Origin of the sequence: Herbaspirillum sp. NPDC087042 (genome assembly GCF_044745245.1) — a bacterium.
Lineage (GTDB): Bacteria > Pseudomonadota > Gammaproteobacteria > Burkholderiales > Burkholderiaceae_D > Herbaspirillum.
This window is the reverse complement of the sequence record NZ_JBIUZW010000001.1, coordinates 755,247-779,069: the sequence shown is the minus strand read 5'-3', so window position 1 is coordinate 779,069 and position 23,823 is coordinate 755,247. Positions and strand designations below refer to the sequence as shown.

21 protein-coding genes and 1 tRNA gene are annotated in these 23,823 nt (G+C 64.0%); 17 read left to right on the top strand and 5 right to left on the bottom strand.

Translation table 11 applies throughout. The features are described 5' to 3' along the window. Positions 1-6 precede the first annotated feature (6 nt). Both ACIPHN_RS03475 and ACIPHN_RS03470 read left to right on the top strand, forming a co-directional pair. The gene (locus ACIPHN_RS03475) at positions 7-1,065 is read left to right on the top strand and encodes an ABC transporter ATP-binding protein (RefSeq protein WP_400432760.1); all 1,059 of its coding nucleotides are present in this window, start codon (positions 7-9) and stop codon (positions 1,063-1,065) included. Positions 1,066-1,778: 713 nt separating this feature from the next. Continuing rightward, positions 1,779-2,831, top strand: a complete 1,053-nt coding sequence (locus ACIPHN_RS03470; RefSeq protein WP_400432757.1) for a diguanylate cyclase domain-containing protein — start codon at positions 1,779-1,781, stop codon at positions 2,829-2,831. Between the two features lie 85 nt (positions 2,832-2,916). Here the strand turns inward: ACIPHN_RS03470 and ACIPHN_RS03465 are convergent, their stop codons facing one another. The 3 genes from ACIPHN_RS03465 to ACIPHN_RS03455 all read right to left on the bottom strand — a co-directional run bounded on the left by ACIPHN_RS03465 (position 2,917) and on the right by ACIPHN_RS03455 (position 4,544). Further along, positions 2,917-3,282, bottom strand: coding sequence for a DUF5710 domain-containing protein (locus ACIPHN_RS03465; RefSeq protein ID WP_400432754.1), 366 nt, complete (start codon positions 3,280-3,282; stop codon positions 2,917-2,919). A 257-nt stretch (positions 3,283-3,539) separates the two neighbouring features. Then, a tRNA-Ser gene (locus ACIPHN_RS03460) sits at positions 3,540-3,629 on the bottom strand. A 126-nt stretch (positions 3,630-3,755) separates the two neighbouring features. Further along, positions 3,756-4,544 carry an SDR family oxidoreductase gene (locus ACIPHN_RS03455; RefSeq protein ID WP_400432751.1) on the bottom strand — a complete coding sequence of 263 codons (789 nt, stop codon included), beginning with the start codon at positions 4,542-4,544 and terminating at the stop codon, positions 3,756-3,758. A 276-nt stretch (positions 4,545-4,820) separates the two neighbouring features. Here ACIPHN_RS03455 and ACIPHN_RS03450 point away from each other — a divergent pair, with 276 nt between their 5' ends. The 3 genes from ACIPHN_RS03450 to dld all read left to right on the top strand — a co-directional run bounded on the left by ACIPHN_RS03450 (position 4,821) and on the right by dld (position 9,184). After that, entirely contained in the window at positions 4,821-5,585 is a 765-nt protein-coding gene (locus ACIPHN_RS03450; RefSeq protein WP_400432748.1) for a sulfite exporter TauE/SafE family protein, read from the top strand. A gap of 411 nt (positions 5,586-5,996) precedes the next feature. After that, positions 5,997-7,343 carry an MFS transporter gene (locus ACIPHN_RS03445; RefSeq protein ID WP_400432745.1) on the top strand — a complete coding sequence of 449 codons (1,347 nt, stop codon included), beginning with the start codon at positions 5,997-5,999 and terminating at the stop codon, positions 7,341-7,343. Positions 7,344-7,471: 128 nt separating this feature from the next. Further along, a complete protein-coding gene (gene dld, locus ACIPHN_RS03440) occupies positions 7,472-9,184 on the top strand; it encodes a D-lactate dehydrogenase (protein WP_400432742.1) in 1,713 nt (570 codons plus the stop codon). A gap of 24 nt (positions 9,185-9,208) precedes the next feature. Here the strand turns inward: dld and ACIPHN_RS03435 are convergent, their stop codons facing one another. After that, complete coding sequence (locus ACIPHN_RS03435; RefSeq protein ID WP_400432739.1) at positions 9,209-9,871, bottom strand: FadR/GntR family transcriptional regulator; 663 nt, start codon at positions 9,869-9,871, stop codon at positions 9,209-9,211. Between the two features lie 136 nt (positions 9,872-10,007). Beyond that, positions 10,008-10,937, bottom strand: coding sequence for a LysR family transcriptional regulator (locus ACIPHN_RS03430; RefSeq protein WP_400432736.1), 930 nt, complete (start codon positions 10,935-10,937; stop codon positions 10,008-10,010). Positions 10,938-11,204: 267 nt separating this feature from the next. Here ACIPHN_RS03430 and ACIPHN_RS03425 point away from each other — a divergent pair, with 267 nt between their 5' ends. The 12 genes from ACIPHN_RS03425 (at position 11,205) to ACIPHN_RS03370 (ending at position 23,807) form a co-directional block, all read left to right on the top strand. Next, on the top strand, positions 11,205-12,065 hold the full coding sequence (locus tag ACIPHN_RS03425) for a MaoC family dehydratase N-terminal domain-containing protein (RefSeq protein WP_400432733.1): 861 nt from the start codon (positions 11,205-11,207) through the stop codon (positions 12,063-12,065). A gap of 33 nt (positions 12,066-12,098) precedes the next feature. Then, the gene (locus ACIPHN_RS03420) at positions 12,099-13,265 is read left to right on the top strand and encodes an acyl-CoA dehydrogenase family protein (RefSeq protein ID WP_400432730.1); all 1,167 of its coding nucleotides are present in this window, start codon (positions 12,099-12,101) and stop codon (positions 13,263-13,265) included. A gap of 8 nt (positions 13,266-13,273) precedes the next feature. Continuing rightward, positions 13,274-14,677: an MmgE/PrpD family protein gene (locus tag ACIPHN_RS03415; protein WP_400432727.1), complete on the top strand. Its 1,404-nt coding sequence runs from the start codon at positions 13,274-13,276 to the stop codon at positions 14,675-14,677. A gap of 51 nt (positions 14,678-14,728) precedes the next feature. Next, positions 14,729-15,919 carry a CaiB/BaiF CoA transferase family protein gene (locus tag ACIPHN_RS03410; protein ID WP_400432724.1) on the top strand — a complete coding sequence of 397 codons (1,191 nt, stop codon included), beginning with the start codon at positions 14,729-14,731 and terminating at the stop codon, positions 15,917-15,919. Further along, a complete protein-coding gene (locus tag ACIPHN_RS03405) occupies positions 15,919-16,758 on the top strand; it encodes an HpcH/HpaI aldolase/citrate lyase family protein (RefSeq protein WP_400432721.1) in 840 nt (279 codons plus the stop codon). Before ACIPHN_RS03410 ends, ACIPHN_RS03405 begins: the two co-directional genes overlap by 1 nt. A gap of 104 nt (positions 16,759-16,862) precedes the next feature. Then, a complete protein-coding gene (locus ACIPHN_RS03400; RefSeq protein WP_400432718.1) occupies positions 16,863-18,173 on the top strand; it encodes an ABC transporter substrate-binding protein in 1,311 nt (436 codons plus the stop codon). A 28-nt stretch (positions 18,174-18,201) separates the two neighbouring features. Further along, positions 18,202-19,107: a branched-chain amino acid ABC transporter permease gene (locus ACIPHN_RS03395; protein ID WP_400432715.1), complete on the top strand. Its 906-nt coding sequence runs from the start codon at positions 18,202-18,204 to the stop codon at positions 19,105-19,107. Next, positions 19,107-20,096, top strand: coding sequence for a branched-chain amino acid ABC transporter permease (locus ACIPHN_RS03390; protein WP_400432712.1), 990 nt, complete (start codon positions 19,107-19,109; stop codon positions 20,094-20,096). The genes ACIPHN_RS03395 and ACIPHN_RS03390 overlap by 1 nt, the downstream gene beginning before the upstream one ends. After that, positions 20,093-20,833, top strand: coding sequence for an ABC transporter ATP-binding protein (locus tag ACIPHN_RS03385; RefSeq protein WP_400432709.1), 741 nt, complete (start codon positions 20,093-20,095; stop codon positions 20,831-20,833). The genes ACIPHN_RS03390 and ACIPHN_RS03385 overlap by 4 nt, the downstream gene beginning before the upstream one ends. 1 nt (position 20,834) lies before the next feature. Next, entirely contained in the window at positions 20,835-21,512 is a 678-nt protein-coding gene (locus ACIPHN_RS03380) for an ABC transporter ATP-binding protein (RefSeq protein WP_400432706.1), read from the top strand. A gap of 44 nt (positions 21,513-21,556) precedes the next feature. Continuing rightward, positions 21,557-22,999 (top strand): aldehyde dehydrogenase family protein, encoded by a 1,443-nt coding sequence (locus tag ACIPHN_RS03375; RefSeq protein WP_400432703.1) that lies wholly within the window; start codon positions 21,557-21,559, stop codon positions 22,997-22,999. Positions 23,000-23,036: 37 nt separating this feature from the next. Then, positions 23,037-23,807 carry an SDR family oxidoreductase gene (locus tag ACIPHN_RS03370; protein WP_400432700.1) on the top strand — a complete coding sequence of 257 codons (771 nt, stop codon included), beginning with the start codon at positions 23,037-23,039 and terminating at the stop codon, positions 23,805-23,807. Positions 23,808-23,823: the final 16 nt, after the last annotated feature.

The window sequence follows — 23,823 nt, the reverse complement described above, 5'->3', positions numbered from 1 at the left end:
TGAGACATGGCATGCTTGAACATCAACAACGTCGTCAAGGCATATGGTGCATCCGAGATTCTTCACCGGGTAAACCTTGAAGTAAGGGACGGGGAATTCCTGGTCCTGGTAGGGCCGTCCGGCTGTGGCAAGTCGACACTGTTGCGCATGATTGCAGGGCTCGAAGACATTTCCGGCGGGGAGATCGTCATTGGCGATCGCGTCGTCAATACCCTGGAGCCGAAGGAACGCGATATCGCCATGGTGTTCCAGAACTATGCGCTGTACCCGCACAAGCGCGTACGCGACAACATGACTTTCTCACTCAAACTCGCAGGAAAATCCCGGGCCGAGATCGATGCCCTGGTTGAGCGGGCGGCTGAAATTCTGGATATCCGGCATTTGCTGGGCCGTTATCCTTCCGAACTGTCGGGCGGTCAGCGCCAGCGCGTTGCGATGGGACGTGCCATCGTGCGCGACCCCGCGGTTTTCCTGTTCGACGAGCCCCTGTCGAACCTTGACGCCAAGTTGCGAGTTCAGATGCGGACGGAAATCAAGGCCCTGCACCAACGTCTGGGCGCGACGATGGTCTATGTCACGCACGATCAGATCGAGGCGATGACGATGGCTGATCGTATCGTGGTCATGCGCGACGGGAAGGTCGAGCAGGTCGGGTCGCCACTGGAGCTCTACGACGACCCGGACAATATGTTCGTTGCGACATTTCTGGGATCCCCGGCGATGAACCTGCTTCCCGCCACGGTGGAAGACAGCAGGCTGAGAACGCCCGGAGGAGGGGACTGGCCGTTGCCTCAGACGGCCGGGCTCCCCGACGGCAAAGCGGTCATGATCGGCATCCGCCCGGAACACATCATTCTGGGCGAGTCGGGGATGCAGGGAGAAATCACGCTGATCGAACCCACAGGCGCCGAAACGCATGTGCTCATTGACGTGGACGGACACAAGGTGACGGCCGCCTTGCGGGACCGGTTCGACCTGACACTCGGTGATTGCGTGAGGATCGGTGTGAATCCCGAGAGGATGAAGATCTTCGATCCGGATTCGGGCCTGCGCCTGCGCTGCTAAACGTCCCCCTGTCGGGCCGGCATCGCTGTTCCTGAAACGACTTTGCCACCTTGCGAGCACTACAAAGCGCGTAGTCGTTCAAGGCAAGGATGCCGGCCTGGATTTCCCCGGGGACCAGATACTTTCCAGTCTGTTCGTGATTTTTTATTCAAAACTCAAATCATTCCCTCGCAGGTGATGAGATCCCCGGACGATCGCGAGGACCGCGACCTTGAAATGTGCAGCAAAGCCTTCGCTGAGGCGGCTGCCATGGTGACGCGGGCGAAGATCCGCGCGATAATTATTTAGATCATGGTGGGGGCGCACACTCAGTTCCGCTTGCCGTTGTGGCTGCTGCTGTGGCCAGCAAAGGCGGTGCCGTAGTATCGCAAGTGCTTGAAAAAAGGGAGTCGATCAACGACTCTTCAAGAAGGGCCGTCATACCGTCAGTGTCATCAATGTTCTGGCCTTGATCGCCGCCGTAGAGGCAGCGCGCGCTGATGGACAGGGACGAGATTTTGCTGCGGTGCGACCAGCCCGCGGTGACGAAGGTCAGACTCGTCGCTAGCGTCGTCGCACCGAAGATGAAGGAGGCGCTCGCATCGCCGAAAGCCAATGATAGCTGGGAAGAGTTTTAAGCTGTGATTGGGTGTGGTAACAACCGGCTGGAGACTTGGAGACCATCGGCCCCTAAGTCTGCAGTCCAGGCACGGCAGATTCAGGAATCGTGTTCCGTGCCTGCGCACCTGATCAGGGTATTTGCCTGGATGCCTGAAGAAGCTCAATTGGGTGCCAAGATGTCCTCTGAACTATCGTCTTCCAAATTGCTGGAAGTGATCCACATTCACCGACAGATCGTCCTGCAGGGACTGGATCTGGCAGGGCTGATGACATTGGTGGTCGAGCGCTCCATGGGGCTGGTGAACGCCGATGGTGCGGCCATCGAGCTCATTGATGGAAGCGAGATGGTCTATCGCGCGGTCTCCGGGATTGCCAGGCAATCGCTGGGATTGCGGATTCCGGTGGCCACCAGCCTGTCGGGGAAATGCATACTCGGTAATTCGGTGCTGTCATGCAGTGACTCTGAGCTGGATCCACGCGTTGACGTAGCCGCCTGCCGGGCAACCGGACTGCGCTCCATGATCGTGGTGCCGCTGCGGCATCACGATATGGTGGTCGGTGTGTTGAAGGCCACCTCCAGAAGCGTCGCGAAGTTCAATGAGCAAGACATGGAACTGCTCCTGCTGCTCTCGGATGTGGTGGGCGCCGCCATGCATTTTGCCGCGGAATACGGCAAGGACGAATTGCTGCATCGGGCCACGCATGATGAACTCACCGGGCTGGTCAACCGGTATCTTCTTTCCGATAAATTGCGTTCGCTGATGTCCCTGCATGAGCGGAAAGACGATGGATTCGCCCTGCTGGTGATCGATATGGATGGTTTGAAGCGGATCAACGATACGTTTGGCCATGCCGCTGGCGATGCCGCCCTGTGTGAGCTGGCCAGGCGCCTGAGCGCTGCGGCCAGACTGAATGATGTCGTCGCCAGAGTCGGCGGAGACGAGTTTGCGATGATTCTCAATCCGGTTGCTGCTTCCCAGGGCGTGCATCAGTTGGCCAGCCGGATAGGGGAGGCGATACGCGGCCACTTTACCTACGAGGGAAGAGAGCTGAGCCTGAGCGCGAGCATCGGAGCGGCTCGCTATCCTGAGGATGGAGCCGACATTTGCGCATTGATGGAATCTGCAGATACCCGCATGTATAAGACCAAGTCAAATCCGCGGTAGTTGGTGACCCACGGTATGCTGGTGCGGGACTTTTGCGAAAGACATCGGCAGGTGTCTGCTGAGCCGGGGGATCTTTTCCGTCAGTCTATTCGGCCGACTCAGGCAACCACGCTTTGAATCCATTCAGGTCGACGCCATGAGGCGCATACCATTTCTTCTTTGTCGCATCCCACCGGGCGCCCTTGGCTTTTGCCTTGTCCTTGTCGGCGAACGGGACGTTCAGGTACATCGCTGCCTTGCTGTTGCCCAATGAGGTGGATTTGACTGGAGAAGGTTTTCTTCTTTCCTCGTTGAACGAGGAAGCAGAAGCGATGCTGGCGTTGAAATCGCTAGTCTCTACCTTGCCCAGGTCGCGGGTGCTGCCGTCTGCGAGGGTTTCGACGGCGTAGGTGCCCGACTCCGTCGTGGTGAGGGTCTTGTAGGGCGGGTCGAAGGGGGGAGTGGTGTTCATGGGGTGTAGTTTAGCTGATGCGGGAGCACGAGGAGAGTCGATCTGTCTTTACTGTTTTTCAGCCGTCTCTGCGGTGATGAGCCATGCGCTATCTTGTAGGGATTTCTTAAATTGCCGGTACATCGGCCTCTCAACTGATATTCGCTTGGGCGCGGGAATATCTGCCAGATATTCAGGCGTCATCACAATTGCATTTGTGGGTATGTATGTGGCAGAAATGAAGAACGGGCCGATGAGGCCCGTTCTATTTGGTGTTCTGGCGGAGGCTGTGAGATTCGAACTCACGGACGGGTCACCCCGTCGGCAGTTTTCAAGACTGCTGGTTTAAACCGCTCACCCAAACCTCCTTGCGCGGCACCAGGCTAGACAGCCTGGTGCGCGAGGCCCGCATTATACATCACATCACTTGCTTTGCATCCATCTCTTTCCTGTCCGCAAGACAGCAATGCGACGCGGCAGCGAGCCCATCCCGATCAGAACGTCCCCGGATAAGCCCCGCCATCCATCAACAGGTTCTGCCCCGTGATGAAGCCGGCCTGCGCACTGCACAGGTAGGCGCAGGCATCGCCAAATTCCGCCGGGTCGCCAAAGCGGCCGGCCGGGTTGAGCTTGCGACGGTCGGCCAGCACTTCATCCACGCTGCGGCCACTCTCTTGCGCAGCGCCGGTGGCGGTGGAGCGCAGGCGATCCGTTTCGAAGGGGCCGGGCAACAGGTTGTTGATGGTGACGTTGTGCGCCACCGTCTTGCGCGAGAGGCCCGCCACAAATCCAGTCAGCCCCGAACGCGCGCCATTGGAGAGTCCCAGGATGTCGATCGGTGCGCGCACCGCGCTGGAGGTGATGTTGACGATGCGGCCAAAACGGCGGGCGATCATGCCGTCTACCGTGGCCTTGATGAGCTCGATGGGGGTGAGCATGTTGGCGTCCACGGCGGCGATCCAGTCGTCTCGCGTCCAGTCGCGGAAGTCGCCCGGCTTGGGGCCGCCGGCGTTGGTGACCAGGATGTCCGGGGCAGGGCAGGCGGCCAGCGCCAGGGCGCGGCCTTCCGGGGTGGTGATGTCGCAGGCGACCGTGGTGATGACGGCGCCGGTGGCGGCGGTCTCGTCACGGATCTCCTGGGCGGCGGCTTCCAGGGCGTCACGGCCGCGGGCCAGCATGGTCACGTGCACGCCTTCGCGCGCCAGCGACAGCGCGCAGGCGCGTCCCAGGCCCTTGCTCGATGCACATACCAGGGCGGTCTTGCCCTTGAGTCTCAAATCCATTGTGTTTCCTTTGTCCTTGTCTGAGGGGTGGCGTGACGCAGCGGCCGTCCGGGACAGCAACGGCCGCCTGCGCTAAACTGTCGGCCTGGCAGGCGGTGTCGGCTACTTCTTGACCACCATGTAGATGGCCAGCGCAATGATGGCGACCACACCCATCTCCAGCGCCACTACGATGATGCCGCTCATGCCAGTCTCCTTTTTTTATATATCGTTTATATCGTTCGATGCTGCCGCGACCCGGCTTGGGGCCGGCGGCAGAGGCATCACTTTACACCGATGACGGCTTCTCTGTTTTTCTCCGGCGTGCTCAACTTCCTGTTAGGCGGACTCCTTGGCGCCATGGGCGGCCTGTTCGGTATCGGCGGCGGTCTGATCGCCATTCCGGTGCTCGGTTATCTCTACGGCATGGACCAGCAACTGGCCCAGGGCACGGCCCTGGTCATGATCGTGCCCAACGTGGTGATCGCCTTCTGGCGCTACAGGCAACGCAATCGCATCGAGTGGAGCGCGGCGGCCATGATGTGCGTGCCGGCCGTGGTCACCACCTACCTGTCGGCGCGCGTGGCTACTGCCATGAATGCGCGCAGTCTGCATTTTTCCTTCGCGGTCTTCATGGGCTTGCTGGCGCTGTACTACCTGTGGACACTGCTGCGCCAGAAGCGCAGCGTGCAGACTTCCCTGATGCTGGGGCGCAAGTACATTCCCCTGGTGGGGATGTCGGCGGGAGCCTCGGCGGGCTTCTTCAGCGTGGGCGGGGCTATTGTCGCGGTGCCCATGCTGACGGCCTTCTTCGGGGCCACGCAGACGGCGGCGCAAGGCCTGGGGCTGGCCATGGTCACGCCCGGCACCCTGGTAGCCCTGTGGACCTATGCCCAGGCCGGCCACGTCAACTGGTCGGTCGGCCTGCCCATGGCGCTGGGCGGTGTGCTCAGCATCTCCTGGGGCGTGGCGCTGGCCCATCACCTGCCGGAGCGGCGCCTGCGCATCCTGTTCTGCGGGGCGCTGCTGCTCCTGTCCCTGTGGATGATGATTGCCGGCTGAGGCTGTCGTCGACGCAGTCATCGCCTTTGTCATTGCAGTGCTCATGATCTGCGGCCGGTACGTCTTCCTGTACCGGTTTTTCTCTCCTGTCTGATAGCCTGGCCGTGCTTTTCCTGTGGGATGGCAACGGCCTTTCCTGCCCAGCCAGAGCCTATCTCCGTATATTCGCATCGAAAACGCTGCGATACAGATCGAAATATTTCATCAGGCGATAACCGGTTTCCCAGGCTGTGGATTCTTGTTGTCCTCGCATAATTCGGATAACCTATCTGACAGGTTGTTGGTCTGACCACTGCTGACGCACTGATCGCGCCGGCGCTGCGTCCACACCCTCGACCCCTATCAGATCCGCGCATGCCGCCTGGCGTGACGCGGGCATATCCGACGACAACATTTTCTGGAGACAAGCCCATGGCGCACACAGGCCAGGCCGGTGGCACGCATTTCGACGCGTTGTACAAAAAAGTGACCTGGAAGATCCTTCCATGGCTTCTGCTGGGTTACATCATTGCTTACCTCGACCGGGTCAACATCGGCTTTGCCAAGCTGGCCATGCTCAGCGACCTGGGCATGTCCGACGCGGCCTACGGGCTGGGGGCGGGGATCTTCTTCGTGGGTTATTTCATCTTCGAGGTGCCCAGCAACCTGATGCTGCACAAGGTCGGTGCCAAGATGTGGATCGCCCGCATCATGGTGACCTGGGGCCTGGTGTCGGCAACCATGGCCTTCACCGTCCCCATCGCCCAGGCACTGGGCGTGAGCAACGAGTCGGTCTTCTATGTGATGCGCTTCCTGCTGGGCGTGTCCGAGGCCGGCTTCTTCCCGGGCGTGATCCTGTACCTGACCTACTGGTATCCGTCGTCCATGCATAGCCGCGTGATGTCCATCGTGCTGCTGGGCAATCCCTGCTCCTACATCCTGGGTGGCCCGATCAGCGGTGCGCTGATGTACTTCATGGGCAAGGGCGCGACCCTGTCGGGCTGGCAGTGGATGTTCATCATCGAGGCGGCCCCGGCTGTCCTGCTGGGCGTGGTGGTGCTGTTCGTGCTGTCCGATGGCATCCATAGCGCCAAGTGGCTCAGCGCTGCCGAGAAGACCGAACTGGTGCGCCGCATCGCCGCCGATTCGTCCGAGAAGGTCAATGTGCCGCTCAAGAGCCTGTACTCGCTGCCGGTGCTGTGGTTCCTGACGCTGATCTATGTGCTCATGCAGATCGGCATCTATGGCATCAACTTCTGGGCGCCGACCATCATCCGCGATGCGGGCGTGAATTCGGTGCTGGATGTGGGCCTCATCGCAGCGCTGCCGTATATCCTGGGCGCCACGGCCATGGTGCTGATCTCGCGCCAGGCCGAGCGTTCGGGCAAGCATCGTACCTATGCGGTGTGGGTGTCCATCATCGCGGCCGTGGGCCTGCTCCTGTGCACGCTGTTCCCGCACAACCTGGTCTTCACGCTGGCGGGCATCGCCATCGCCGTCGGTGGCAGCCTGACCGCCATCGCGCTGTTCTGGGGTTTCCCGGGTACCTACTTCACCGGTGCCACGGCGGCTGCCGGCATCGCCATCATCAACTCGGTGGGCAACCTGGGCGGCTTCATCGGTCCCTATCTGCTGGGTGCGCTGACGACGCTGTTCGGTTCACCGCGCTATGGCCTCATGATCCTGGGCGCGTCGTTGCTGCTGTCGGGATTGCTGATGGCCTTTGCCGGCAAGAAGTCATCCGGCCCTGACGGCGCCAACATGGTCGCGAGCCGCTAAGCCACCCGGCGGCGACTGCGACAGCAAGACTGGCGGGCCTGCTCCCTTGCGGATCAGGCTCGCTGCCGTTTGAGCCGTCCCCGATGCATCACGCCGGCCGGTCTCATCTCTCATGCAAAAGAACGAACATGGATCTCATCAAGACACTGGAGCAGGCCGTCGGCGGCCCGCACGTCCTCACCGGCGACGCCCAGACGCGGCGCTTCCGCCGTGGTATCCGCTATGGCGGTGGCGAGGTCGCGGCGGTGGTGCGGCCGGGCAGCCTGCTGGAATTGTGGCGGGTACTCAAGGTCTGCCATGCGGCCGGTACGGTGGTGATCTGCCAGGCCGCCAACACGGGCCTGACGGGTGGTTCGACGCCCGTCGAGGAGGGCTATGACCGGCCCGTGGTGCTGGTCAATACCATGCGCCTGACGCGCCTGACCATGCTTGACGGAGGCCGCCAGGTACTCTCGCATCCTGGCGTGACACTGGATCAGCTGGAGCGCGCCCTGAAGCCCCTCGGGCGCGAGCCGCATTCGGTGATCGGGTCCAGCTGCATCGGCGCCTCCATCACCGGGGGCGTGTGCAACAACTCCGGTGGCTACCTGATCCGTCGCGGCCCGGCCTTTACCCAGTATGCGCTGTATGCCCGCATCAACGAGCAGGGCCAGCTGGAGCTGGTCAATCACCTGGGCATCGCACTGGGCACGGATCCCGAGGCGATGCTGGCGCAGCTCGATGGCGGCCAGGTCACGGCGCAGCAGGTGGAGACCATCGCGGGTCGCATGGCCTCCGACCAGGAGTATGCCGAGCACGTGCGCGACATCGCTTCGCCAGTGCCGGCGCGTTTCAACGGCGATACGCGGCGGCTGTACGAAGCCTCGGGCTCGGCCGGCAAGGTGGCGGTCTTTGCGCTGCGGCTCGATACCTTCGTCGCCGATACGCAGACCCGGGTCTTCTACATCGGCACCAACGATCCCGACGATCTGCAGGAGATCCGCCGCCACATCCTCAGCCATTTCAAGTCGCTTCCGGTGGCGGGTGAATACATGCATCGCGGCGCCTACGACCTGGCCAGCAAATATGGCAAGGACTTGTACCTCTACATCAGGAAGCTGGGGACCGAGAAGATCCCGCTGGCCTTCGCCATGAAGAGCCGTTTCGATACGCTGGCCGAGAAGCTGGGACTGGGCCAGAACCTCGGTGACCGCGTGCTGCAGCGTATCGCCGACCTGCTGCCCAACCACCTGCCACGTCGCCTCAATGCGCTGCGCGACCGTTATGAGCATCACCTGCTGCTGAAGATGAGCGACGAAGGCATCGCCGAGGCGCGCGCCTATCTGCAGGCGCGGCTGCCGACGGCGCAGGCCGACTTCATCGAGTGCGACAGCGAGGAAGGCGAGGCGGCTTTCCTGAACCGCTTTGCCGTGGGCAGTGCCACCAATCGCTATCGCGCCGTGCATCGCGATACCGTGGAAGACCTGGTGGCCCTGGATATCGCCTTGCCGCGCAATACCACGCAATGGTTCGAGACCCTGCCCGAGGACCTGGCGGCGCAGATCGACTACACCATGTATTGCGGGCATTTCTTCTGCCACGTGATGCACCAGGAATACCTGGTCCGGAAGGGCGGCGATTGCGATGCCATCAAGGCCCGCCTGCTGGCGGCGTTGGAGGCACGCGGGGCGCGCTATCCGGCTGAGCACAATTTCGGCCACCTGTATCAGGCGCCCGAGGAGGTGCAGCATTTCTATCGCAAGCTGGATCCGACCAATGCCTTCAACCCCGGCATCGGCAAGGCCAGCACCCGGCACTGCTGGGAGCCGGGGTGTGGCGGCGCCTCCCACGCACCTCATTGATGCCCGTGCCGGCGGCGTTCTGACTCAGGTATAGCGGCCGAAGGCGGCCTTGAAGTGGGCGTCCACGCGCTTGCGGGCCAGCGCGGCATTGCCCTTGATGATGGCCTCGGCCAGTTCCAGGTGGGTGGATAGCACGATATCCCACTCGGCCTGGTCGCGTGCGCGCGCCAGTCCCGAGCGGGCCGATTCGAAGGTGATCTCGCCCAGTCCCATGATGATGGCCGAGAGCAGCACGTTCTGGGTGGCGCGTGCGATGGCTTCGTGGAAGGCCGCATCCAGCGGAGAGAATTTCTCGACATCGCCCACTGCCGCCGGCATCTGGGCGGTGATCAGGTTCAGGCATTCGATGTCGGTTTCGCTGCGATGCAGGGCGGCCAGCGCGGCTGCTTGCAGTTCCAGGCTGTGGCGTACCTCGAGGATCTGGGTCGGCGTCACCTGCTGCGTGGCCAGGCCATGGCGCACCAGGTTGGAGAAGGGCGCCTTCGACAATCCCAGTACGATGGGCGTCTTGCCGCTGGAGACCGCGATCAGGCCGCGTCCCACCAGGGCATTGGTGGCTTCGCGTACGGTGGGGCGGCTCACGCCGAGGATGCGCGTCAGTTCGCCTTCGCTGGGCAGGCTTTGTCCTGGCTCCAGGCGATGCTCGGCGATATAGCGCACGATGTGATCGGCGACCTGGTCCGACATCCGGGTCGGCTGGAGCGGCCGCAGTGGTGAAGACGATTTGCTGGACATGACGGCGTGTGAGATGCAGTAGCGCAGGTGCTGTGACTGAGCGCGTAGTCTAGCCTACCTTGCGGCCCGGCTCCATCGTCTTCCACGACTAGGCGGCGGCCTTGTCCTCCTCGGCCAGCGGCACCGCCTGCGCCATCTGCTCGCTGATGAAATCCACCAGGTTGCGGGCATGCGGCGAGAGGGTGTCCAGGTTCTGCACCACCATGCTGCGCTCGCGCACGCTCCACGGATCGCTCAATTCCACCACCGACAACTGCATGGTCTGCTGGTGCCGCTGCGCCGCCGAACGCGGGACGATGCCGATGCCCACATTGGTCTCGATCATGCGGCACATGGCTTCGAAGCTGCGCACCTGGATGCGCAGCTTGAGACGCTGGCCATTCTCGGAGACGATGCGGTTGAGGAAGTGGTGCAGGGTGCTGCCTTCGTGCAGGCCGATGTGTTCGTACTCCAGTGTGTCGAGGAAGGGGATGCTGCCGGCGCCGGCCAGCGGGTGTTCCAGCGCGGTGGCCAGGACCAGCCGGTCGGTCGAGAAGTTGATCACCTGCAGGCCATCGCCTTGCACGGGACCGGCGACGATGCCGATGTCGGCCGTGCCTTCCTGGATGCCGCGCATGATGTCGTGGTTCAGACGCTCTTCCAGCGCCACGTTGACTTGGGGATGGCGGGCCAGGAACTTGCCCAGGATCTCCGGCATGAACTCGGTCACGGCGGTGGTGTTGGCGAAGATGCGGATGTAACCCTTGATGCCATTGTTGTACTGCTGCATGTCGCTCTTGAGATGCTCGACCTGCTGCATGAACAGCTGCGCATGATGCAGCAGCGTCTGTCCGGCCGGCGTCAGCTGTACGCCCTTGCTCTCGCGATAGAGCAGCCGTGTGCCGAAGCGTGCTTCCAGTTCCTTGATGCGGTTGCTGGTGGCGGCCAGCGAGAGGTTCATGCGCTCGGCGCTACGCGTGAGGCTATTGAGTTCGGCGATGAGGATGAACAGGCGCAGGTCGGTCAGGTCGAAGAGCATGGCGGATTCCGGCGGTCGTTGAGGGGGAGGTGCATGCTGCGGCGTAGCGTTTGGCGGCCGTGGCTGCGTGCGTGATCGCGCTTCATGTTACGCCGATTTCCCGTGACGCTGGCAGGCTTTGCGTGCTGCGCCGCCGCATGTCACCTCCATGCCTGATCAAGGACTGACTTCAGTTTTGCGAAAGCCCCCCTTCCAAAATGAGAGATTGTTCTTGTCTCCCTGGCACGACAGACTTGCCGCCAACAAACAAAGAACAAGCGAGGAGACATGGCCCACCCTGATCTCGACCTCACCCTGTTACGGCAGTGGCTGGACAAGACCGAAACCCATCACGACCTTATCAACCCGGTGAGCGCTGCGGCGCTGGCGGCGACCCTGGATGGCCCGCGCCAGCCGCGTGCCGGCGATGCCTTGCCACCGCTGTGGCACTGGATTTATTTCTGGAGCATCTGCCGCCAGTCCGAAGTGGGGCCGGACGGCCACCCGCAGCGTGGTGGCTTCCTGCCGCCGGTACCGCTGCCGCGCCGCATGTGGGCGGGAGGGCGTCTGCGCTTTTCCGCGCCGCTGCCCATTGGCGCGATGGCGCAGAAGCGCTCTCGCATCACCAGCATCGATGTCAAGCAGGGGCGCACCGGTGCGCTGGCCTTTGTCACCGTGCGTCACGAGATCAGTCACGAAGGCCAGCTCTGCCTGAGCGAGGAACACGACATCGTCTATCGCGACCTGCCCCAGCCGGGCGCGGTCGCCGTCGTTCCCCGGAGTGCGCCGGAGGGTGCGCAATGGCGTCGCCGTGTCGAGCCCGATCCGGTGCTGCTGTTCCGCTATTCGGCGCTGACCTTCAATGGCCATCGCATCCATTACGACCGCAGCTACGTCACCGCTGTGGAGGGCTATCCCGGCCTGATCGTGCACGGGCCGCTGATCGCCACGCTGCTGGCCGACCTGCTGGCGCGGGAGCTGCCGCAGGCGGTGCTGCGCGAATTCAATTTCCGCGCCGTCGGCAGCCTGTTCGATATCGAGCCTTTCACCCTTTGCGGCAGGCTGGCCGCCGATGGTCGCAGCGCCGAACTGTGGGCGCAGAACGAACGCGGTGAACTGGCCATGCAGGCCGAGGCCATCCTGGCCTGAAACCCGGAACACATTTTCATCGGAGACCCATCCATGTCCATCCAGGCGCCCAATGACGCTTATGGTGATCTGCGCGATGCCGTGCGCGATCTGTGCAATACCTTCCCGCCCGAATACTGGCGCAAGATCGACGAGGCACGCGGCTATCCCGAGCAGTTTGTCGATGCGCTGACCCGCGCCGGCTGGATGGCCGCGCTGATCCCGCAGGAGTATGGCGGCTCCGGCCTGGGCCTGACCGAAGCCTCGGTCATCATGGAAGAGATCAATCGCACCGGTGGCAATTCCGGCGCCTGTCACGGCCAGATGTACAACATGGGCACGCTGTTGCGGCATGGCTCCGAGGCTCAGAAGCAGCGCTATCTTCCCAGGATCGCCACCGGCGAATTGCGCCTGCAGTCCATGGGCGTGACCGAGCCCACCACCGGCACCGATACCACGCGCATCAAGACGGTGGCGGTGAAGAAGGGCGACCGCTACGTGGTCAATGGCCAGAAGGTCTGGATCTCGCGCATCCAGCATTCCGACCTGATGATCCTGCTGGCGCGCACCACGCCGCTGGACCAGGTCAGGAAGAAGTCCGAGGGCATGTCCATCTTCATCGTCGACCTCAAGGAGGCCATCGGCCATGGCATGGAAGTGCGGCCCATCCTCAACATGGTCAACCACGAGACCAATGAACTCTTCTTCGACAACCTGGAAATCCCGGCCGAGAACCTGATCGGCGAGGAAGGGCGCGGCTTCAGGTACATCCTCGACGGCCTCAATGCCGAGCGCACCCTGATTGCCGCCGAATGCATCGGCGACGGTTACTGGTTCATCGACAAGGCCACGCACTATGCCAATGAGCGGGTGGTGTTCGACCGTCCCATCGGCATGAACCAGGGCGTGCAGTTCCCCATCGCCGATGCCTACATCGAGATCGAGGCCGCCAACCTGATGCGCTACAAGGCCTGTGAACTCTTCGACGCCCACCAGAACTGCGGCGCCCAGGCCAACATGGCCAAGTACCTGGCCGCCAAGGCCTCGTGGGAGGCGGCCAATGTCTGCCTGCAGACCCACGGCGGTTTCGGCTTCGCCTGCGAATACGACGTCGAGCGCAAATTCCGCGAGACCCGCCTGTACCAGGTGGCGCCGATCTCGACCAACCTGATTTTCTCTTACGTGGCCGAGCACATCCTCGGCCTGCCACGTTCCTTCTGAGGCCCATCATGCAGGCAGCCCACAAAACCTCACCCGGTGGTGCAGAAAACGTCAACGCAGCCGACCATCCTTCGCGCATCCTGGCCACCTTCCTGGCGGGCCTGCGCTATCAGGACATCCCGCCGGCGGTGATCGCCCGTACCGAAGACCTGTTCCTGGACTGGTTCGCGTCAGCCCTGGCCGGCAAGGGCGCGCGCCAGATCGGGATCATCGAGCGCTATGCCGCCACCATGGGGCCGCAGCAGGGGCCCGCCACCATCCTCACCAGCCGGCGCAGCACCTCGCCTTACTTTGCGGCGCTGGTCAATGGCGCCTCCTCGCATCTGGTGGAGCAGGACGATGTCCATAACGGCTCGGTGTTCCATCCGGCAGCCGTGGTCTTCCCGGCGGCGCTGGCCGCCGCCCAGGACCTGGGCAAGTCGGGCGCGGACCTGCTGGTGGCGGCCGTTGCCGGTTACGAGGCAGGCATCCGCATCGGCGAATTCATGGGGCGCTCGCACTATCGGGTCTTCCACACCACCGGCACGGTGGGTACGCTGGCCGCTGCCGTGGCGGTGGGCAAGCTGATGGATTTTGACGTGTCGCAATTCCTGCATGCGCTGGGCTCGGCAGGCACGCAGGCGGCGGGTCTGTGGGAGTTCCTGCGCGACGCCGCCGACTCCAAGCAGCTGCACACCGGCAAGGCCGCCGCCGATGGCTTGCTGGCCGCCTACCTGACGCGCGATGGTTTCACCGGTGCGCAGCGCATCCTGGAAGGCGCGCAGGGCATGGCCGCCGGCATGTCGTCGGACGCCGATGCCACCCGGCTGACCGATGGCCTGGGCACGCGCTGGGCTACTGCCGAGACTTCCTTCAAGTTCCATGCCTCCTGCCGCCATACGCATCCGGCCGCCGATGCCCTGCAATTGCTGATGCAGCGCGAAGGCCTGCGCCACGACCAGATTGCCGCCGTCAATACCCGCGTGCATCAGGGCGCCATCGATGTGCTGGGGCCGGTGGTCGATCCGCAGACGGTGCACCAGGCCAAGTTTTCCATGGGCACCGTGCTGGGACTGATCGCCGTGCACCAGCAGGCCGGGCTGGGCGAATTCGAGCAGCAGGCCCTGCAGGATCCGCGCGTGGCGCAGTTTCGCCAGAAGGTGCGCATGACGCTCGATGACGAAGTCGATGGCGCCTATCCGGCGCGCTGGCTTGGACGGGTCGAGGTCGAGACCACCGATGGCCGGCACTTCTCGGCCGCCGTGGACGTCCCCAAGGGCGACCCCGACAACACCCTGTCGCGGCCCGAACTGGAACACAAGGCGGCCAAGCTGATCGCCTTCTCGGGCGCGGCCACCGACGAGGAGGTCGGCCGCATCATCGCGCGCGCCTGGCAGCTGCATGAACAGCGGACGCTGGACCAGCTGTTCTGAGTTACCGACCACATTGCCCATCGACTGCACTGACCGTCACGAGGATTGACCATGTCGCAAGCCAACCGCCCGCTGGAGGGCATTACCGTCATCAGCCTGGAACACGCTATTGCCGCGCCGTTCTGCACGCGCCAGCTGGCCGACCTGGGTGCGCGCGTCATCAAGATCGAACGCCCCGGCGTGGGGGACTTCGCACGCGGCTATGACACCCGCGTCAGCGGCCTGTCCTCGCATTTCGTCTGGACCAACCGCTCCAAGGAAAGCCTGACCCTGAACCTCAAGGACGAGGAGGGCAAGCGCATCATCGACCAGTTGCTGCAGGAGGCCGACGTCCTGGTGCAGAACCTGGCACCGGGCGCCGCCGCCGGGCTGGGCCTGTCGGCAGCGGTGCTGCAGCAGAAGCATCCGCGCCTGATCGTCTGCGACATCTCCGGCTATGGCGAAGACGGGCCTTACCGCGACAAGAAGGCCTATGACCTGCTGATCCAGAGCGAGGCCGGTTTCCTCGCGGTGACCGGAACCCGCGAGGACGTGGTCAAGGCCGGTTGCTCGATCGCCGATATCGCCGCCGGCATGTACGCCTATTCCAATATCCTGGCGGCCCTGATCAAGCGTGGTCGTGATGGCCGTGGCAGCCACATCGACCTGTCCATGCTGGAGGCCTTGACCGAGTGGATGAGCTTCCCGCTGTACTACGCCTACCAGGGTGCGTCGGCGCCGGTACGTTCCGGGGCGGAACACGCCACCATCTACCCCTACGGTCCCTTCACCGCAGGCGATGGCAAGACCGTCATGCTGGGCCTGCAGAACGAGCGTGAGTGGAAGGTGTTTTGCGAGGTGGTGCTGCAGGATGGAGCGCTGGCACTCGACGAGCGCTTCTCCAACAATTCGCGCCGCCACGAGAACCGCGATGCCTTGCGCCGCCTGATCCTGGACATGTTTGCCGATATGACGGCCGAGCAGGTCGTGGCACGGCTGGACCAGGCCCAGATCGCCAATTCGCGTGTGAACACCATGCAAGACCTGTGGGACCACCCGCAACTGGCCGCCCGTGCGCGCTGGGCCGAGATCGGTTCGCCTGCGGGGCCGCTGCCGGCCTTGCTGCCGCCGGGTGTCAACGACAGCTACGACTATCGCATGGAGGCCATTCCCTCCCTGGGCCAGCATACCGATGCCATCCTCGCGCATCTCGGCTACGACGCCAGCCGCATCGCCGCGCTGCGTGAGCGGGGAGCCGTGTGATGGCCCCGCAGATCGCCACGGCCAGCAGTTATCTGTTCGTGCCGGCCAACCGGCCCGATCGCTATGCCAAGGCCCTGGCCAGCGGTGCCGATGCCGTCATCGTCGATCTGGAAGATGCGGTGGCCCTGCCGCAGAAGGAAGAGGCACGCGCCACCCTGGCGCGCTGGCTGCGCGAGAGCGGGCCGCAGCCGCGCCTGTGGGTGCGCATCAATGCCGCCGATACGGTCTGGCATGCCGATGACCTGAGCACGTTTTCAGCACTGCCTTTGGCCGGCATCGTGCTGCCCAAGGCGGAAGAGCCCAAGGCCTTGTCGGTCATTGCGCGCGGCCTGGGCACGGGACGTGGCCTGATCGCCCTGATCGAGAGCGCCACCGGACTGGCCGCCATGCGCGCCATCGCCGCCGTGCCGGGGGTGCAGCGGCTGGCGTTCGGCTCCATCGATGCACAGGTCGACCTGGGCATGCAATGCGGACCGGAAGAGGAGGAGCTGGCGCATTTCCGTGTGGAGATGGTGCTGGCTTCGCGCCTGGGCGGGATCGCGCCGCCCATCGATGGCGTGACCACGGCCTTTGATGACGATGCCTTCCTGGCGCGCATGGTGCTGCGCGCGCGGCGCCTGGGCTTCGGCGCCAAGCTGTGCATCCACCCGCGCCAGGTGGCCACGGTCAGGCAGGGTTTCATGCCCAGCGAGGCCGAGCTGGCCTGGGCCGAGGAAGTCATGGAAGCGGTACGCCGCAGCGATGGCGGCGCCATTTCACTGAAGGGCAGGATGATCGACAAGCCGGTGATCCTGCAGGCGGAGAAGTTCCTGCACCAGGTCGGCAGGCTGGTGGACTGAGCCGGCAAGAGCACACAAGAGCACACAAGCGCACACAAGAAATCGCATCGCAGAGACCGCCATGGACAGGCCATGGCGCCGAGGTCCCATCAACAGGAGGAGATATGTTCAAGAAAAAAATCATCAGCACCATGCTGGCGGCGGTGTCCGCGCTGGCATTCGCGGGGGCCGCACAGGCCCAGTCCAAGCCGGCCGAACTGAAGATCGGCATTACCACCTTCATCTCTGGCCCGGCCTCGGTATTCGGGGTGCCGGCCAAGCAGGCGGCGGAGCTGTATCTTGAGGACCTCAATGCCCGGGGCGGCATCAATGGCGTGAAGGTGGTGCCGACCTTCATCGATGAAGGCGTGGGGGGCGACAAGCTGCTCTCCGAGTATCGCCGCGTGGTGCAGGAGCAGAACGTGCGCGTGATGCTGGGCTCCATCTCCAGTGGTAGCTGCAACACGCTGGCGCCGGTGGCTGAAGACCTGAAGGTGCTCAACATCCTCTGGGATTGCGGTACCGAGAAGGTGCTGGAAGAGCGTCGCTACAAGTACGTGGTGCGCACCCAGGCCAATGCCACCACCGAGATGGTGGCCAGTGTGCTCTACCTGCTGCGCCAGAAGCCCAACTTCAAGACCATCGCCGTGGTAAACCAGGACTATGCCTGGGGCCGTGACTCCTGGGAACTGTTCTCCCAGACCCTGAAGGTGCTGAAACCCGACGTCAAGGTGGTGGCGGAGCTCTTCCCCAAGTTCGGCGCCTCCGATTTCTCGACCGAGATCAGCCGCCTGCAGGCCTTGCGTCCGGACGTGATCCTGTCCACCTCCTGGGGCGGTGACCTCGATACCTTCGTGCGGCAGTCGGCCCAGCGCGGCCTGATCAAGAACTCGCAGTTCATCCTGCCACTGGCTGAAAGCTCGCTGGAGCGGCTGGGCACGACCTTGCCCGATGGCGTCATCATCGGCGCGCGTGGCGACCATTACTTCCTGCATCCGGAGTTGAAGGACGATCCCAAGCTCAAGGGCTTCGTCGAGAAGTTCAAGGCCAAGACCGGCGCCTATCCGATCTATTCGGTGTACCACATGATCCAGGCGCTGGATGGACTGGTGGCGGGTTATGACAAGGCCATCAAGGCCAACAAGGGCCAGTGGCCGAGCACCGAACAACTGGCCGACGCCATGCATGGCCTGAAGTTCCGTGGCCTGACCGACCAGGTCACCATCCGCGACGATGGCCAGGGCCTGGAAGACCAGCTGCTGGGGGTGACCAAGAAGGTGGCGGCCTATCCTTTCCCTATCCTCGACAAGATCGAGATCTACCCGGCCGAGATGGCGATCGCCCCGGTGGGCCAGAAGTCGGTGGACTGGGTGAAGACGATCAAGCCCGAGATCCTCAAGGATGCCCGCATCAAGACCTATCCCGCGCTGAAGTAAGCACGGCAACGTTTCGGGAAAGAAGATCATGAATCAGGAATTATTCCTGCTGGCGGTGCTCGACGGCATCTCCTATGCGGCGCTGCTGTTCCTGGTGGCGCTGGGCATGACGCTGGTGTTCGGCGTCATGCGCATCCTCAACATGGCGCATGGCAGCCTGTATGCCTTCGGAGGTTATTTCGCCGCCACGCTGGGGTTGTGGGCGGTCTCGCGCGGGCTCTCGCCGGCCTGGTCCTTCCTGTGGCTGGTGCTGGCGGCGCTGGTCATCGGTGCACTGCTGGGCAGCGTGATGGAAGTGCTGCTGCTGCGCCGGCTCTACGACAAGGAGCAGATCCTGCAATTGCTGGTGACCTTTGCCGCCTTCATGATCTTCGAGGACTTGCAGCGCATGATCTGGGGCGCCCAGCCGTATTTCGTCTCGGACATCGTCAACTACCTGGGCGTGGCCGAGATCCTGGGCATCACCTACACCCGCTACCAGTTGATGGTCTTGCCGGGCGTGGCGCTGGTGGTGTTCGTGGGTCTGCGCTGGTTCCTCAAGTCCAGCCGTACCGGCCGCCAGATCGTGGCGGTGGCGCACAACCGCGAAGTGGCGATGGCCATGGGCATCGACGCCAAACGCATCTGCCTGCTGACCTTCGTGGCCGGCTCCATGCTGGGTGCGCTGGGCGGTGCGCTGGCCTCGCCCACGACTTCGCTGGTGCCTGGCATCGGCGCCGAGATGATCGTGCTGTCCTTTGCCGTGGTGGCGACTGCCGGGCTGGGCCAGATCGAGGGCACGCTGGTGACGGCGCTGCTGATCGGCCTGGCGCGCTCCTTCGCGATCTACCTGCAACCCGAGCTGGAGGTGCTGGTGCCTTACCTGATCATGGTGCTGGTGCTGCTGTTGCGTCCGCAGGGACTGTTTTCCGTGGCACAAGCGAGGAGGGTGTGATGACGCGAGCCAATCTTGCCGGCCTGGTGCTGGCCTTGCTGGCACTGCTGGCCCCGCTGGCCTTCCCCTGGCTGAAGACGCCGGTGGTGATCGCCGCCAGCTTCGGCGTGGCGGCCCTGGGGGTCTCGATCCTGATCCGCGCCGGCCAACTGTCGTTCGGCCATGCGATGTTTTCCTGTGCCGCCGGTTACGTGGCGGCCTTCCTGGCACGTGCCGTGCCGCAGCTGGACAGTGCCGTGCTGCTGCTGGCCGGAGCGCTGTGCGGCGCGCTCATGGGCATGGTGATCGGCCTGTTCGTGGTGCGCTATCGCGCCATCTTTTTCGGCATGCTCAACCTGGCGCTGTCGATGGTGTTGTTCTCCATCCTCGGCAAGTTCTATAGCTGGACCGGCGGCACCGATGGCATCCGCCTGGCGCGCTCAAGCTTCTTCGGCATGCAGCTCGACCGCGACGGCTTCGAGACCGCACTGTTGGTGGTGGCGGTGCTGCTGTCGGTGCTGGTGGCGGCGCTGGTGCAGCGCTACCAGCGCTCCATCGCCGGCCAGGCGCTGGCGGCAGTCAAGACCAACGAGACGCGCCTGGAATACATCGGTCTCTCGTCCAACCACGCACTGTGGATCGGCTACGTGTTTTCGGCCGCGCTGTGCGGTCTGTCCGGTGCCATGTTTGCGCTGATGCAGGGCCTGGTCACGCCCGAGATGGGCTACTGGGTGCGTTCGGGCGAGATCGTCTTCATCGCCATCCTGGGCGGCGTGGGCCATCCGGTCGGCGCCTTCCTGGGCGCGGTGGTGTTCGAGTTCGTCAAGCTCTACTCGGCCGCGCTCTTTACCGGCGCCTGGCAGATGGTCTTGGGCTTCGTGTTGATCGGGCTGGTGTTCTTCATTCCCAGCGGCTTGTCGGGCCTGCTGTTTCCCAAGGCCAGGCCGCGTCGTCAGCACGAGGACAAGGGCGAGCAGGCCAGCGCCGTCATCAAGGAGTTGCGCCCATGAGTGCATTGTTACAGACCCGGGGCCTGCAACTGGCTTTCGGCGGGGTGGTGGTGGCCGATAGCATCGATTTCGAACTGCAGGCAGGCGAGCGCCTGGCCGTGATCGGCCAGAACGGCGCCGGCAAGACCACCTTCATCAATATCTGCACCGGCTTCATCCGGCCCACCGGCGGCAGCGTGCATTTCGATGGCGGCGACATCACCCGCATGACGCCGCGTGCCATCGTCCAGCGTGGCATCGGGCGCTCGTTCCAGCTGCCGCAGCTGTTCCTGGAGCATTCGGTGCGTGACTGCATCCGCCTGGCCGCCGCCGGACGCAGCGGCGTGCTGCGCCTGTGGACGCCGCTGGCGCGGGTGCTGCCGGAGAGCGAGATCGACCGCATCCTGGAACTGGTCGGCCTGCGCCAGCGCGCCGACGACCCTTGCGCGCTGCTGCCCGAAGGCCAGCGCAAGCTGCTCGACATCGCCATGGCCCTGGTGCTGCAGCCCAAGCTGCTGATCATGGATGAGCCCACCAGCGGCGTCTCCACCGAAGAAAAGCATGGCCTCATGGCCATCATCATGCGCGTGCTCGACGAGCAGAAGATCACCTCCATCTTCGTGGAGCACGACGTCGATATCGTGACCCGCTACGCCACCCGCGTGGCGGCCTGGATCTCCGGGCGCATCGCCGCCGATGGCAAGCCGCAGGAGGTGCTGGGCAATCCGGACATCCGTCGCAACGTGTTAGGGGAATGAGATGCTGAAGATCAATCGCATCAGCGTACGCATCGCCGGCATCACGGTACTGCGCCACATCGAGACCGAATTCCCGGCCGGCGCCCTGCTGGCCGTGGTGGGCCGCAACGGCGCCGGCAAGACCACGTTGCTGCGTGCCGTCATGGGTTTGCTGCCGCTGCAGGAGGGCAGCATCAGCTTCGATGGCCGCGACCTGGCCACGCTGCCGGCCCATGGCCGCGCCGCGCTGGGCATCGGCTATGCGCCGGAGGACCGGGTCATGTTCCCGACCTTCACGGTGGAGGAAAACCTGCGCCTGCCCTGCGACGTGCTGGGTTTGCCGCGCAGCGAGATCGACCGCCGCCTGCAGAAGGCGGTGGAGGTCGTGCCGCAGTTGAAGGAGATGCTGCCGCGCTCAGGCGCGGCACTCTCGGGCGGGCAGGGCAAGATCGCCGCGCTGGGCCGGGCCCTGATGGCGGGCACCCGGCTGGTGCTGCTCGACGAACCCTTCCAGGGCCTGGCGCCGGTGCTGGCCACCCAATATGGCGAATCGCTGCGCCGCCTGCGCGAGATCGACAGCGAGGTCTGCGTGGTGGTGACCGAATCCAACCGCAGCCTCCTGCGCGACCTGCCGGACGACACCCTGACGCTGGAACGTGGCGAACTCACCGCCACCGGCGAACACGCCGCCACGCATTGACGCATTCATTTCTACCCAGACCGGACCCTACAAAGGAAGACACCATGCAATCCCCCAAGACCCTGTTGATCGATGGCCGCTGGCAGGCGGCCCAGGACGGGCAGGCGATCGATGTCATCGATCCCAGCCATGCCAAGGTATTTACGCAGATCTCGCGCGGCGGCAAGGCCGACATCGACCTGGCCGTGGCCGCCGCGCGGCGTGCGCTTTCCGGCGACTGGGGCCGGCTGACCGCCACCGAACGCGGCCGCCTGCTCATGCGCCTGGGCGAGCTGATCCTGGCCAATGCCGAGGACATCGCGCAACTGGAGGCGCGCGATACCGGCAAGCCCATCACGGTGGCACGCAATGACGTCAAGGTGGTGGCGCGCTATTTCGAGTTCTATGGCAGCGCGGCCGACAAGATCCATGGCCAGACCATTCCCTACCTGGATGGCTACAACGTCAGCCTGGTGCGCGTGCCGCATGGCGTGACCGCCCACATCATCCCCTGGAACTACCCGGCCCAGATGTTCGGCCGTTCGCTGGCGCCGGCGCTGGCCATGGGCAATGCCACCGTGCTCAAGCCCTCGGAAGATGCCTGCCTGTCCGGCATCAAGCTGGGCGAGCTGGCGCTGGAGGCGGGCTTCCCGGCGGGCGCACTCAACATCGTCACCGGCTATGGCCATGAAGCGGGGGCGGCGCTGACGGCGCATCCGGGCATCGACTTCGCCACCTTCACCGGCTCGCCCGAGGTCGGCGTGATGGTGCAGGAAGCCACCGCCAGGAACCATATTCCCTGCGTGCTGGAGCTGGGGGGCAAGTCGCCGCAGATCGTCTTCGATGATGTCGACATGGACAAGGCTGTGCCCATCATCGTCAAGGCCATCACCCAGAACGCCGGCCAGACCTGCTCGGCCGGTAGCCGCCTGCTGGTACAGGAAGGCATCTACGAGCGCTTCGTGGCACGCGTGGCCGAGCGCTTCCAGCAGGTGCAGGTGGGGACACCCGAGATGGACCTGGATTGCGGCCCCATCGTCAACCGCAAGCAGCGTGACCGCGTGCAGGCCTTCATCGACGAGGCCGTGGCGTCGGGTGTGCCGGTGCTGGCGCAGGGCGGGCTGGGCAGCGACGTGCCGGGCGAAGGTTACTTCGTGCGGCCGACCCTGTTCGGGCGCGTGCCGCGCGATCACAAGCTGGCCTGCCGTGAGGTGTTTGGTCCCGTGCTCTCGGCCATGTCCTTCAAGGATGAGGAAGATGCGATCGCCCTGGCCAATGCCACCGAGTACGGGCTGGCCGCCGGCATCTGGACCGAGAACGGCGGTCGCCAGGCGCGGCTGGCGCGGCGCGTGCTGTCGGGCCAGGTCTTCATCAATTGCTATGGCGCCGGCGGCGGGGTGGAACTGCCCTTCGGTGGCGTCAAGAAGAGCGGCCATGGCCGCGAGAAGGGCTTGCTGGCGCTGGAAGAGATGAGCACCACCAAGACCATCGTCCACCACTACCAATAATGACCGGTAGTTACCCGGTTACTCATCAGGAGAAGTCATGTCGCAACTTGCAGGCAAGGTCGCCATCGTCACCGGCGCGGCCGGAGGATTCGGCGCGGAAATCGCCCGTGCCTATGTGCGCGAAGGCGCCAGCGTACTGATCGCCGACATCAATGGCGAAGGCGCGCAGGCGCTGGCGCGCGAACTCGGCCCCAAGGCCGCCGCGGCGCTCTGTGATGTCACCAGCGCCGAGGCCGTCCAGGCGGCCGTGCGCCAATGCGTCGAGGCCTTCGGTATCCCCGATATCGTGGTCAACAATGCCGGCGCCACCCATCGCAACCAGCCCATGTTGCAGGTGGATGAAAAGACCTTCGACCGCGTTTTCGCGATCAACGTCAAGTCCATCTTCCACATGACCCATGCCGTGGTGCCGCTGCTGCGCGAGCGCAACCAGGCCGAACCGGGGCGTGGTGGCGTGATCCTCAATGTCGGCTCGGTGGCGGGGATCCGTCCACGCCCGGGGCTGACCTGGTACAACAGCTCCAAGGGCGCGGTCAACATGCTCTCCAAGTCGATGGCGGTGGAGCTGGCGCCGGATCGCATCCGGGTCAACGCGATCTGCCCGGTCATGGGGGCCACCGGCTTGCTGGAACAGTTCATGGGCGTACCCGATACCCCCGAGAACCGCGCGCGTTTCGTCGCCACCATTCCGCTGGGCCGCATGTGCGAGGCTACCGATGTGGCCAATGTGGCCGTGTTCCTGGCCACCGATGCCTCGCATTTCTTGACCGGGATGGAAGTTCCGGTCGACGGTGGTCGTGTAATCTAGGTGTTTTGCCAACCAC

Coding starts and splice junctions, on each gene's coding strand:
- ACIPHN_RS03475 (WP_400432760.1), top strand. CDS start 7: ATGGCATGCTTGAACATCAACAACGTCGTCAAGGCATATGGTGCATCC.
- ACIPHN_RS03465 (WP_400432754.1), bottom strand. CDS start 3,282: ATGAACACCACTCCCCCCTTCGACCCGCCCTACAAGACCCTCACCACG.
- ACIPHN_RS03455 (WP_400432751.1), bottom strand. CDS start 4,544: ATGGATTTGAGACTCAAGGGCAAGACCGCCCTGGTATGTGCATCGAGC.
- ACIPHN_RS03450 (WP_400432748.1), top strand. CDS start 4,821: ATGACGGCTTCTCTGTTTTTCTCCGGCGTGCTCAACTTCCTGTTAGGC.
- ACIPHN_RS03445 (WP_400432745.1), top strand. CDS start 5,997: ATGGCGCACACAGGCCAGGCCGGTGGCACGCATTTCGACGCGTTGTAC.
- dld (WP_400432742.1), top strand. CDS start 7,472: ATGGATCTCATCAAGACACTGGAGCAGGCCGTCGGCGGCCCGCACGTC.
- ACIPHN_RS03435 (WP_400432739.1), bottom strand. CDS start 9,871: ATGTCGGACCAGGTCGCCGATCACATCGTGCGCTATATCGCCGAGCAT.
- ACIPHN_RS03430 (WP_400432736.1), bottom strand. CDS start 10,937: ATGCTCTTCGACCTGACCGACCTGCGCCTGTTCATCCTCATCGCCGAA.
- ACIPHN_RS03425 (WP_400432733.1), top strand. CDS start 11,205: ATGGCCCACCCTGATCTCGACCTCACCCTGTTACGGCAGTGGCTGGAC.
- ACIPHN_RS03420 (WP_400432730.1), top strand. CDS start 12,099: ATGTCCATCCAGGCGCCCAATGACGCTTATGGTGATCTGCGCGATGCC.
- ACIPHN_RS03415 (WP_400432727.1), top strand. CDS start 13,274: ATGCAGGCAGCCCACAAAACCTCACCCGGTGGTGCAGAAAACGTCAAC.
- ACIPHN_RS03410 (WP_400432724.1), top strand. CDS start 14,729: ATGTCGCAAGCCAACCGCCCGCTGGAGGGCATTACCGTCATCAGCCTG.
- ACIPHN_RS03405 (WP_400432721.1), top strand. CDS start 15,919: ATGGCCCCGCAGATCGCCACGGCCAGCAGTTATCTGTTCGTGCCGGCC.
- ACIPHN_RS03400 (WP_400432718.1), top strand. CDS start 16,863: ATGTTCAAGAAAAAAATCATCAGCACCATGCTGGCGGCGGTGTCCGCG.
- ACIPHN_RS03395 (WP_400432715.1), top strand. CDS start 18,202: ATGAATCAGGAATTATTCCTGCTGGCGGTGCTCGACGGCATCTCCTAT.
- ACIPHN_RS03390 (WP_400432712.1), top strand. CDS start 19,107: ATGACGCGAGCCAATCTTGCCGGCCTGGTGCTGGCCTTGCTGGCACTG.
- ACIPHN_RS03385 (WP_400432709.1), top strand. CDS start 20,093: ATGAGTGCATTGTTACAGACCCGGGGCCTGCAACTGGCTTTCGGCGGG.
- ACIPHN_RS03380 (WP_400432706.1), top strand. CDS start 20,835: ATGCTGAAGATCAATCGCATCAGCGTACGCATCGCCGGCATCACGGTA.
- ACIPHN_RS03375 (WP_400432703.1), top strand. CDS start 21,557: ATGCAATCCCCCAAGACCCTGTTGATCGATGGCCGCTGGCAGGCGGCC.
- ACIPHN_RS03370 (WP_400432700.1), top strand. CDS start 23,037: ATGTCGCAACTTGCAGGCAAGGTCGCCATCGTCACCGGCGCGGCCGGA.